The 10,965-nt window shown below is 74.5% G+C and carries 6 protein-coding genes and 2 pseudogenes; 3 read left to right on the forward strand and 5 right to left on the reverse strand.

Going from position 1 to position 10,965, the window contains the following annotated elements:
* Positions 1-133 precede the first annotated feature (133 nt).
* Positions 134-298, forward strand: coding sequence for a hypothetical protein (locus tag ABZ848_RS49185; RefSeq protein WP_360843591.1), 165 nt, complete (start codon positions 134-136; stop codon positions 296-298).
* A 90-nt stretch (positions 299-388) separates the two neighbouring features.
* Here ABZ848_RS49185 and ABZ848_RS49190 read toward each other — a convergent pair whose 3' ends face one another.
* The gene (locus tag ABZ848_RS49190; protein ID WP_360843594.1) at positions 389-2,533 is read right to left on the reverse strand and encodes a SpoIIE family protein phosphatase; all 2,145 of its coding nucleotides are present in this window, start codon (positions 2,531-2,533) and stop codon (positions 389-391) included.
* A 269-nt stretch (positions 2,534-2,802) separates the two neighbouring features.
* Between ABZ848_RS49190 and ABZ848_RS49195 the strand changes: the two are divergent.
* Positions 2,803-3,384: pseudogene (locus tag ABZ848_RS49195) on the forward strand (response regulator transcription factor); the annotation flags it as partial.
* On the opposite strand, the gene ABZ848_RS49200 reads toward ABZ848_RS49195, so the two are convergent.
* The 4 genes from ABZ848_RS49200 to lanKC all read right to left on the reverse strand — a co-directional run bounded on the left by ABZ848_RS49200 (position 3,307) and on the right by lanKC (position 9,723).
* Positions 3,307-5,175 carry an ABC transporter ATP-binding protein gene (locus ABZ848_RS49200; RefSeq protein WP_360843596.1) on the reverse strand — a complete coding sequence of 623 codons (1,869 nt, stop codon included), beginning with the start codon at positions 5,173-5,175 and terminating at the stop codon, positions 3,307-3,309. The pseudogene ABZ848_RS49195 and the gene ABZ848_RS49200 sit on opposite strands and share 78 nt — an antisense overlap.
* Positions 5,172-6,878, reverse strand: a complete 1,707-nt coding sequence (locus ABZ848_RS49205; RefSeq protein WP_360843599.1) for an ABC transporter ATP-binding protein — start codon at positions 6,876-6,878, stop codon at positions 5,172-5,174. The genes ABZ848_RS49200 and ABZ848_RS49205 overlap by 4 nt, the downstream gene beginning before the upstream one ends.
* Positions 6,879-6,983: 105 nt before the next feature.
* Complete coding sequence (locus ABZ848_RS49210) at positions 6,984-7,103, reverse strand: SapB/AmfS family lanthipeptide (RefSeq protein WP_360843602.1); 120 nt, start codon at positions 7,101-7,103, stop codon at positions 6,984-6,986.
* 73 nt (positions 7,104-7,176) lie between these two features.
* The gene (gene lanKC, locus ABZ848_RS49215; RefSeq protein WP_360843604.1) at positions 7,177-9,723 is read right to left on the reverse strand and encodes a class III lanthionine synthetase LanKC; all 2,547 of its coding nucleotides are present in this window, start codon (positions 9,721-9,723) and stop codon (positions 7,177-7,179) included.
* Positions 9,724-9,919: 196 nt separating this feature from the next.
* Here lanKC and ABZ848_RS49220 point away from each other — a divergent pair.
* Positions 9,920-10,870, forward strand: a pseudogene (locus ABZ848_RS49220) (PAS domain-containing protein); the annotation flags it as partial.
* Positions 10,871-10,965: the final 95 nt, after the last annotated feature.

The following is a 10,965-nucleotide window of genomic DNA, read 5'->3' on the forward strand; positions in this document are numbered from 1 at the left end:
TGCGGGGGGAGGACCGCGGTGACGAGCTTCACCACGCCCTCAGCTTCCCCTCCTCAGCCGGAGTCCGGTTCCGCCGTCTCCTTCTGCGGCTGCGGCCGACCCGTCCGCCTCCGCGACCGACGGTGCCGGTGACGTGGGTGCCGGCGGCGACGCGGTCGGCGGCGACGAGAGCGCCGGCGCGGTCGACCCGTCCGCCACGGCGGGCGACCAGTCGGGCGAGGGCGTCGGTGACCAGTCCGGTGCCGGCGACGAGTCCGGCACCGGTGCGGACGACGGCTCGCTCACCTCGACCCACTGACCGGCCTCAACCGCGGTTCCGGTCGGCAGTGGACGGCCCGGCCCTCCGGCGGGAGGGCCGGGCCGCGCCGCGTGACCGGGCAACCGGCCCCTACCGGGCCCTGAGCAGCAACAGCGCCACGTCGTCGATCCGCTCCTGGGTACCCGCACGGTCCCCGATGAGCCGGTCGGCCAGCTCGTCCAGGGGCAGCTCCCCGGCCGCACCGAGCCGCTCCCCGAGCTCGGCGAGCGCGTCCTCGATGTCGACGCCGGGCGACTCGATCAGCCCGTCGGTGTACAGGGCGAGCACCGAGCCGGGCGCGAGGTCCACCCCCGTCGTCGGATAGACGGCCAGACCGTCGATGCCGAGCAGCGGACCACCCGCCAGGTCCAGCACCCGCACCTTCCCGTCCGGGCGGCGCAGCAGCGGCGGCGGATGACCCGCCCGGGCCATCACGGCCCGCCCGCGCGCCGGATCCAGCCGCAGATACAGACAGCTGGCGAACAGGTCGACGCCCAGGTCGATCAGCAGCCGGTTGGTGCTGCGCATGACCTCCTCCGGGGCCTGGCCGACGGTCGTGTACGCCCGTACCGCCGTACGGATCTGCCCCATCAGCCCGGCCGCCGTCACGTTGTGGCCCTGCACGTCCCCGATCACGGCCGCCGCCACACCCTGCGTGGGCACCAGGTCGTAGAAGTCGCCGCCGATGTCCATGCCCTGGGTGGCGGGCAGATAGCGGGAGGCCGCCTCGATACCGGGCAGCCGGGGCAGCGAGTGGGGGAGCAGAGCCGCCTGCAGGCCGTGGGCGAGCTGGTGCTTGGCGTCGTAGAGCAGGGCGCGCTCCAGCGCCTGCGCGATCAGCCCGCCGATGCTGGTCAGGACGGCCCGCTCGTCCGCCGGGAACGGGTGCGGCTCGGCATAGGCGAGCACGCACGTGCCCACCGGCCGCCCGGAGGCGATCAGCGGCAGATAGGCCCAGGCCGCGAAGGTGTCCGGGGTGGCGAGCCGCGACGGATACAGACGTTCCAGCTCCTGCCGCGAGTCGAAGAACGCGGGCACCCCGGTGTTCAGCGCGTGCGTCCCCGGCGTTCGCTCGGCCAGCGGAAGCCCGTCGAACCGCTCCACGAGATGCGGGTCCGGATAGCCCCGGTGCCCCAGCACATGCAGCCGCCCGGCCCGCGATCCCAGGACGACCAGCGCCTGACCGCCGACGGCGGGCACGACCTCGTCCGCGACCAGCTGCACCACGTCCTGCACGCCCACCGCCTCGGTGAGCGCCCCCGCCAGGGTCAGCACCTGCGAGATGCTCACCAGCCGGGACGGGGCGTCACCGGGCTGCGGACCGGTCCGGTTCATCTCCGCCACCGCCCGCGCCCGGGTCACCCGCACACTCAGCCCCGTCGTGTTCGGATACATCCGGAACGACAGCCAGTCCCCGGGCGGCCGCAGCGCCACGAACGAGGTGGTGTGCTGGCTGATCAGCGCGGCCCGGTACCGGTCCTCGTACACCGGATCGTTCAGCCACGGCACCGACGCCCACAGCTGGGTGCCGAGCAGCCCGCTGACCGGGACGCCGATCAGCTCGGCCGCCGCCGCGTTCGCGAAGGTCACCCGCCCGTTCAGATCCAGCGAGCACAGCCCGTACGGCAGCCGCGCCACCATCCGCGCCGCCTCCACCGTGCCGAGCGTGCCGGCCGTCCCGCCCACCACGTTCGCGGCCAGCAGATCAGGCTCGGGCAGCAGCGGACGGCTCTCCGCCAGGGCGCGCTCCAGCCGCAGCGCGAGCCGGTCGCAGGCCGCCGTCAGATGCTCCCGCTCCCGGTCGGACAGCTGCGGCGGATGGGAGCCCGGCCAGGTCACGAAGACCGCGCCGTACGCCGTCGAGGCGGTCGCCACCGGCAGCGCGGCCAGCGCGAAGGGGTACGGCAGCACCACCGCGATGCGCGGATAGCGGCGGGCCATGTCCTCCTCGCCGCCGACCCAGACCAGGCGCCGCTCGCGCACCGCCTCGGCCACCGGGATCGGCGCGCTCAGCCCCACCCGCTCCCACGGCGCCGCGAAGGCCCGGGGCAGGCCCGCCATGACGGCCATCTCCAGCACCGGTTCCTCGGCCGCGAGCAGGTACACCGCGCCGGAGTGCGCGTGGACCTCGTCCATCATCGACGCCAGTGCCAGGGACAGCAGCGGCCGCCCCACCCGCGTCCGCGCGGTCGCCGGGGCCTGCCCGGAGGTGTGCCCGTCGGACACGGCGACCACCTCCTCGCACGGTCGGTCCCCTGTCCCAGGGATCAAATCTGCCCCCTGGAGGCCGGACGCGCACGGCGAGCGGAGCGCGGACGGCGCCGGAACGGCTCGCCACGGGCGCAGGGATGCCCGCGACCGGTGAAGAACCGCCGTGTACCCAGCCGCCCCTCTCCCATGCCCCCTCAGTTGATGCGCGGAGCGGTGTACGGGCGCCTCGCGTGCGCCCCCGCGCACCCCGATGGCCGATTCTTCGCGCCCACGGACGGTCACGGGCGCGAACAATGGGCACGCGCTCAACACCATGGAACCGGCGTACGCGAGCTGAGGGGGCGGCGGCAGTGATCCGGGTACTTCTGGTGCACGACGCGTGTCTGGTGCGATCGGTCCTGGCGGAGTGGTTACGCCGGGAACCCGACCTCACGGTCGAGGACACGCCCTGGCGCGGCGCACCCCACCGGGTGCGGTCCCTGCGGCCCGACGTCTGCGCGGCCGACCTCGACTGCGCGGAGGCGTACGGCATCCCGCCGCTCGGCGACCTGCGTCCGGGAACCCCGGACCACACACCGCCGGGGCTCCTCGTCCTTGCCACTGCGAACAGGCCAGGACTGCTGAAGCGGGCGATCGAGGCGGGCGCGCTCGGCTACGTCGACAAGGCGGGCGCGCCCGACCAGCTGGTGCAGGGGATCCGCCGGGTCGCCGAGGGAAAACGTTTCGTCCATGACTCGCTCGGCTTCGGCTTCCTCAAGGCCGCCGAAATGCCGTTGACCAGACGGGAGTTGAGCGTGTTATCCCTTGCCGCCGAGGGGGCCTCCGTCGCCGAGATCGCCGGAAGCCTGCACCTGTCCCACGGGACCGTGCGCAACTACATGGCGGCCATCACCCGCAAGACCGGCGCCCGCAACCGCATCGACGCGATCCGCATCTCGCAGGGCGAGGGGTGGCTCTGAACGCCCCGCCGGTCCGGGCGTCCAGCTCCCGACGAGATCCCGGTACAGCGCCGAGACCCGCATCAGCTCCTCATGGGTCCCGTACGCCGTCCCCGTGCCGTCCATCACCAGCACCCGCTCCGCGCGCCGGGCCGAGCTGATCCGGTGCGCGACGACGACCAGGGTGGTACCGGGCCGCTCCACGAAGGCCCGTTCCGCGCGCTCCTCGGCCTGCGGGTCCAGGTGACAGGTCGCCTCGTCGAGCAGGACGAGCGGGGCGTACGACAGGTAGGCGCGGACCAGTGCGACCAGTTGCCGCTCACCCGCGGACAGGGCCGCCGGATCGACGCGGGCCCCCGGCCCGCCGAGCCGCTCGGCCAGCGGGCCCATCCCGACGGCGTCGACCGCCGCGAGCAGCTCCGCCTCGGGCACCGGGTCCGGCCGGAAGTGCCCGAGATTGTCGGCGAGGGTCCCGCTGAAGACGTACGCCTCCTGCGGAATGAGCACGCGGTGCGCCACGGCCGCCGGGGAGGGAACGGGCGCTCCGCCGACCCGGACGGTGCCGCTGCGGGGCCGCAGGAGGCCGGCGACCAGCGCGGTGAGCGTGGACTTGCCGATACCGCTGGGACCGACGACGGCGAGGTGGGCGCCGGGCCGGAGGGCGAGGTCGAGGTCCTCGATGACGGGGGCGGCGGTGGGGCCGTAGGCGAAGGTGACGGAGGTGAGGGAAAGGGCGGGCGCGTCCTGGTGTGTACGAGGGCGCTCGGCGGGGGCGTCGTGCCGCTCGGCGGCAGAGGGGCCGGGTCCGCTCGGGGCCAGCCGGCGCAGCACCACCGTCAGTCGTGATCCGCTCGTGCCCAGCCCGTGCACCAGGTTCCGCAGGGCCGGCAGCAGGGACTGGGTGACGTAGGCGAGGGCACCGACCAGGGCGCCCGTGGTGACGCCTCGGGCCAGCAGCCAGGGTGCGGCGGCGAGGAGGAGGACGATCGGGAGCTGGCCGCCGATCGCGAGGGACGCCACGCGCAGGACGCCCCAGCGGGCGAGGGAGCGGGCGGTGCCGAGTTCGGCGTCGATACGTTCCCCGGTGTCGGCGGCGACGCGTTCCTCCGCGCCGGTCGCCGTGATGTCCCGCAGGCCAGGGCAGACCGCACCCCAGTGCTCGGCCAGCGCCTCGTCGGCCATCAGGTACGCCTCCTGCCTGCGGGCCAGCGGCCGAAGCGTCGCCGCGAACAGGGCCACGCCCGCCAGCAGCGGCGGCCCGACGACCAGAAGCAGCAGCGGATCGAGGGAGACGAGCCCCGCGAGCGCGCCCACGGCAGTGAACACGAACGACCGCGAGACCATCACCAGCCCGGCGAAGGTGTCCCGGGCGATCTCGACCTGCTGCGTCAGCCCCGACAGGGCTCCGCCGTCGGCCTCCCGCACCCCGCGCCCGACCACCCGCTCGACGAGCCGGTCCCGCAGGGGTTCGACCAGGGCGGCGACGGCCGCGTACACGCGCGCGGTGCCGTAGGCCCCCAGGAGCACGCCGACCCCGGCCAGGGCGAGCCACCCGAGCCCGACTCCGGCCCGCCCGGCCAGGAATCCCTGGTCGAGGGCGCGCGCCGGGGCGTACCCGGTGAGGAAGGTCTGCCCGGCCTCCACGACGGACCACACGCCCAGCCGCAGCAGGACCCGCCACCGCACCCACAGGAACCGCAGCCCGCGCGCCCCGACCCCGCCCCTCACACCGACCCTCCGTCCCCGAACACCGCCCGATACCCGGCGTTCCGCCACAGCTCCGCATGCGGGCCAACCGCCCGTACCTTCCCCCCGTCCAGCCAGGCCACAGCGTCGGCCCGGGCCGCCGTGGTCGCCCGGTGCGCGACGATCAACCGGGTGGTTTTCGAGCCGTTCGCCAGCAGGGCGTCGGCGATCCGGGCTTCCGTGACCGTGTCGAGGCTGGACAGCGCGTCGTCGAAGACGAGCAGGCGGCCGCCGTGGGCGAACGCCCTTGCCAGGCCGAGGCGTTGGGACTCGCCGCCGGAGTGCGGGGCGTCGGTGATGCGGGTGGCGTAACCGTGGGGGAGACGGCGGACGAAGTCGTCCGCACGGGCCTTGCGGGCCGCCTCGCGGACCAGGGCCGGGGAGGGGGAGCGCAGGCCGAGGGCGATCGTGTCCTCGATCGTCGTGCCGAGGAGGGCGGGGCGTTCGAAGGCGTAGCCGACGGCTCGCCGCAGTTGGTCGTGGGGGAGCGCGTGCAGGGGAACGCCGTCCAGCAGGATCTCCCCGGCGTCGGGGTCGGTCAGGCGGCCGGCGAGCGCGGCGAGCAGGGACTTGCCGGTGCCGGAGCGGCCGACGACGGCGAGTGTCGTACCGCCGGGGACGGTCAGGTCGATGCCGTCGAGGACCGTGCGGTCGCCACGCCGGGCCGTCACGCCGCGCAGCTCCAACCTGCCAGGCCCGGCGGGGAGTTGGCGGTCGCCGTATGTGGGGGCGGGTTCCGTGAGCACCTCGCCGAGGCGGGCCGTGGCGGCCCGCGCCCGCGCCAGGCTCGCGAACTGGCCCACCAGTACGCCGACTCCGGTCGCGAGCACCGCGTACCGGGAGGCGGCCAGCACCTCGCCGACCGTCAGCCGGTGCCGGGTGAGCAGCACTCCGGCGACGGCGACGATCCCGAGCTGGAGCAGCGGCGCCACGGCACTCGCCCGGCCGGCCGCCCGCCCCTGCACGCGCCACATCTGCTGCCCCGCGCGCGAGAGTTCGGGCAGCGGGCGCAGGATCCGTGCCGTCTCGCGGTCCGCCGTACCCGCCGCCCGGACGGTACGGCTGCCCGCCACCGCCTCCGCGAGCGAGGTCGCGATACGTCCCTGCACCGCCTGGTAGTCGGCCACGCACCGGGTCGTGTCGCGGGCGAACGCGCGCAGCAGCAGCGTCAGTACCGGCGCTCCAGCGAGGAAGACGGCCGCGAGCCGCCAGTCGACGAGGCCGAGGGCGACGATGCCCCCGACGGGCCCGGCGAGCGCGGCGAGCAGAGCGGCGCGGGCGGCCGGTGCCGTCCCGGCCTGGGCCGCGTTCCCGACGAGCCGGGCGACCAGGTCGCCGGGCCCGAAACGGGCAGCGGCCCGTGGGCCGAGGGCCAGCACATGCCCGGCCAGCCGGCGCCGCAGCCAGGCCGTCGTGCGCGCGTCGACGGTTCCGCTCAGCGTGGTCTCTGCGGCGTCGAAGAGGGCCGCCAGCAGGACGAGCCCGGCGCAGTACAGCACCCAGCGGGTCGCGGGGGCGTGCGTGAGCAGCAGGTCCAGGGTGCGGCCGAGTGCGGCGGGCAGCAGCAGGACGACCGCGGTCGAGGCCGTGCTCAGCAGGCAGAGGGCCAGGCAGCGGCCCGCGCTGTGCCGGACGGCGGCGTTCGTGAGTGGGGGCGTCGGTGCGGTGTCGGCACGAGTCGTCATGTCGGCCGCGGCCTCGCATCCAGGAGGGGAGAGGACCCCGGGCGGCCCCTCCCGATGGGGGAGCGGACCGCCCGGAGCCGTGTGCTCACGGTGCTCGGTGGAGCGTCAGAGACAGAGCAGAACGCTCGCCGCGCTGATGCAGGAGAGCAGGCTGACGGTGCTCGCGCCGCCACCGCCGCCGGTGTGTTCGTCGGACTCCATCGTCTGCAGGTCGAGCAGTGCCATGTCGTGTCCTTCCTTCCGTGTTCACCCGTGGGGACGGGGTTCGGTCACGACTCCGTCAGGTTGCGGAGCCGCGTCATGAGGGCCGCCTGAGCGGCGGGAGGAACGGCAGGCGGGCGGTGCCCCCGGTGGCCGCGTCGAGCGCGAGGAGGCAGCCTGCCGTTCCGGTACCGAGGTCCATGGAGAGCCGCATCATCTGGTGCCCGGGGAAGGCCAGTTGCCCCTGGTAGGCCATGGCGAACCAACCGAGCCCGTCGAGCTGTTCGGCGAGCCGGTCCGATGCGGCGCCGGTGCGGCTCAGGTGCAGGATCATCCCGGCGCGCCCCTGGAACAGACCGGGCTGCGCGTAGAACCGGCAGGTCGCGGCGGTGAGGATCCCCTCGCGCACGTGCGCGAAGTCCCCGCTTCCGTCGGCCGCGTGGACGAGGTAGTCGTCGAGGACCATCCCGACCCCGGCGCTGCCGTCGCCGAGATAGGGCAGCGTCCGCCACCCCTCGTCGACCTCCAGCGCCCCGCCCTCGCGCACCACGCAGCACTCCAGGTCCCGGCGCAGCGCCACCCCGGCCGCCTCCAGCAGCCGCGCCTCACCGGTCGCTTCGAACTGCCGCAGCAGGAACAGCGCGGGCCCGCTCCAGCCCCGCAGCAGCCCGGCCCGGCGCCGGCGCTTCTCCGCGGGCGGTTCGGCGAGACGTCGTACGAGGATGTCCGCGGCCTCGGCGGCCCGTTCGCCGAGCTCCGGCTCGCCGGTGGTGCGGGCGAGTTCGCCGAGGACCAGGCCCAGGCCGGCCAGTCCGCCGTGCAGGTCGGAGGAGAGGTGCTGCCACTTCTCGGCCAGGATGCCGTCGACCAGGTCCAGGGCCCGCCGACGGTGGCCGAGCCGGTCCAGGACGTGGGCGACGCCCGCGAGCCCGTCGTACAGGCCCAGCGGCGTACCGACCGGGGGCGGGTCGGTGTGGGCGAGGAGCCAGCGCTCGCCCTCCTCATAGCGTTCGCCGGTCTCGGCCAGCGCGTGCAGTACACCGGCCGCGCCGTGGGCGAGGCCGAGGCCGCCGCCGTCGGAGAACTGGGCGATGTCGCCCGGGAAGAGCCGGTCGTCGCGTTCCGGGGTGGCGGAGGCGAGGATCGCCTTGACCATCGAGTCCCGGCTGTGCGGCCAGTCCGCGGGCCGCACGAAGGCGGGGGCGCCGACCTCGGCGCCGCGCGTGATCTCCGCGACCGCCTCGTCCAGGAACTCCCGCGGTACGTCCGGGAATTGTTCCGCGATCACCTCGGCCAGGTGGGCCGCCTTGCCCCGGTCGATCACGAACAGCGTGGTGACCGGCAGGAACAGCGCGAGCCGCAGACAGGCCAGGGCATAGCGGTCGACGTCGGCGCCGGTGCGGTCGGGCGGGGCGTAGAAGCCCGGGTGGGCGACGACCTGGCGGCCGTTCTCCGCCGCCGGGGCCGCGGCCTCGAAGTCGATGAGGAACACCGACTCCTCGTCCGGCGCGACCATGATGTTGAAGACGTGCAGGTCGTTGAAGACGATCCCGCGCGCGTGCACCGCCGCCACCGCCCGCTCCACGGCCCCGTGGACGCGCACCGCCCACTCGCCGTACCGGGCGACGGCCTCGGGATCCGGGTCCGGGGTGAGCAGCGGATGCCGCTCGGCGAAGAAGGAGTTGAGCGGGCGGCCCTCGACGAGGTCCATGACCAGGAAGCGGTGCTCGCCCAGCGTGAACCAGTCCCGCACCTCGGGCACCACACCGGTCCCCGCCACCTGCTCCAGCGCCCGCTTCTCCCGCTCCAGGCGGGCGATCGCGTCCGCGCCGTCGGAGGCGAGCCCCGCGTGCGGCCGCCCCTCCTTGAGCACCACCTTCCGCCCGTCCCGGGTGTCGGTGCCCGCGTACACCCCGCCGCCGTTGGAGAAGTGCAGCGCCTTCTCGATGCGGTACGGCAGCTCGCCCACCGTCGTCGTGTTGCGCGCCGCGAGATGCGGTTCGAGGAAGGCCGGCAGGGTCACCCACTCGGGCACCTGGAAGGACGGCGCCCGCCGGTCCGGCACCAGCCGGCCCTCGCCGTCCCGCACCGCCGGCACCAGCGAGCCCCGCTCGTCGACGGTGAAGGTGCGCGCGAAGGCGCCGTAGCGGACGTAGAGCGGACCGTCGTACCAGCGCAGATCGGTGAGGATGTACGGGCCTTCGAAGCCCTCCAGCAGTCTGCCCAGCTCCCGCAGGACCAGGTGGAGCTGGTCCTCGTCGGCCGGGTAGACGGTGACGAACTTGCCGCTGGTGTCGCGGCCAGCGTACTTGGTGTTGCGTAAGTGGAGCAGATGCGGGCCCGGCACGAACTTGAAGGGGATGCGGCGCGGCACGCAGTAGTCCCACACGATCGCGGCGACGCGGTCGGCGTTCGCCCGGGTGGCCGAGGCGTGGATCTTCCAGCCCTGCGCCGGGGCGGCCCCGGCGGCCGGCGGCGTCAGCGTCAGCCAGTCGCCGATCCGTGCCGCCTCCCAGCCCTCCGGCACCTCGCGGCGGGCGGTTTCGAACAGGGGCGCCGCCTGCTGTCCGGGCGCGGCCGCCCGGTCCGGCGTCTCGTAGAAGTGTCTGTCCGCGAGCGCGTACACCTCGTACCGCTTGTCCATCGAACCCCCTCCGTGGCCCGGCAACGAGACTTCCAGCCGTGCCGAGGCCCGGGACAGTCACGCCTGTCACGAGACCACCGTGCGGTACGCATGCGTTAAGACATGTTCGGCGCCTTTCGACCGGACACGCCTTCTGACCTCCACGGAACGCTCACAGGGGCTGCGCGGGCGCCACATACGCGCTGTAATTGCGGACGTGGTCAGTGAGGGCGCCGAGGGACGCAGAACGAGGACTCTGCGTGCCGAAGGTGCCCTGAAAGCGCTCACCGACGGTCCGGCCTCGCCCGAAAGGGTGCGCCGGGTCCTGGAACAGGCGCTGGTCTTCGCCGGGGCCGCCCTCGTCGCCGTGTACGCGCCGGGGGAGGACGGCGAGGTGCTGTGCCTGGTGGAGTCGGCGGGCGTACCGAGGACGCTGTTCGGGGTGCGCGACAGCTATCCGCGCTCCGGGCACTCGCCGGTGGCCGAGGCCCATCGCGCCGGGCGGCCGGTGTGGCTCGGGCCGAGGGAGCTCGCCGAGTCGCGGCGGGCGCCGGCGCGGGACTTCCACCTGGCGGTGCTGCCCGCGCGCGGGGACGGCGGCAGCTCGTGCCTGCTGGCCGTCAGTGAGCGGCCGGACGGCTTCGACACCGAGGACCGCAAGTGCCTGGAGCTGATCGCCGACGCCGTCGGCAGCCCCGTCCGGGCCCCCGCCGCGGAGGGCGGCGAACTGCCCGCGAACGCGTTCGTGCTCGCCCTGGACACCGGTCGCGGTGAGGTCGGCGACGACATCCTGGAGCTGTTCGCCCTCAGCCGCGACGAGTTCGACGGCAAGGTCGAGACCTTGCTCGGCCTGACCGTCCCCGAGGACCTGCCCTCGCTGATGTCCGTCGTCGAGGCCGACCACATGTCCATCGGCGAGCGCGAGCTGGAGTTCCGGGTGCTCCAGCCGTCCGGTCCGCCGAAGTGGCTGAGGCTGCGCGGGCGGCTCCTGCCCGGCGGAGAGGGCCGGCCCGCCCGTCTCGTCGGCACCGTCGCCGACGCCTCCAAGCTGCGCTCCGACGTCACCGACGTGGCCCGCGTCCAGCGCCTGGCCGCCGCCCTCGCGACCGCCGGCACGGTCCGCGACGTCAGCCAGGCCGTGGTCTCCGCCCTGCGCAAGCCGCTGCGACAGGCGGTTGACGCGGGCGATGTCGCGGGACTGGATGTAGGCGGACAGGCCGTACTCGGTGTCGTTGGCGAGGGCGACGGCTTCGTCCTCCGTGT

The sequence above is a fragment of the Streptomyces sp. NPDC047081 genome (assembly GCF_040643775.1).
Lineage (GTDB): Bacteria > Actinomycetota > Actinomycetes > Streptomycetales > Streptomycetaceae > Streptomyces.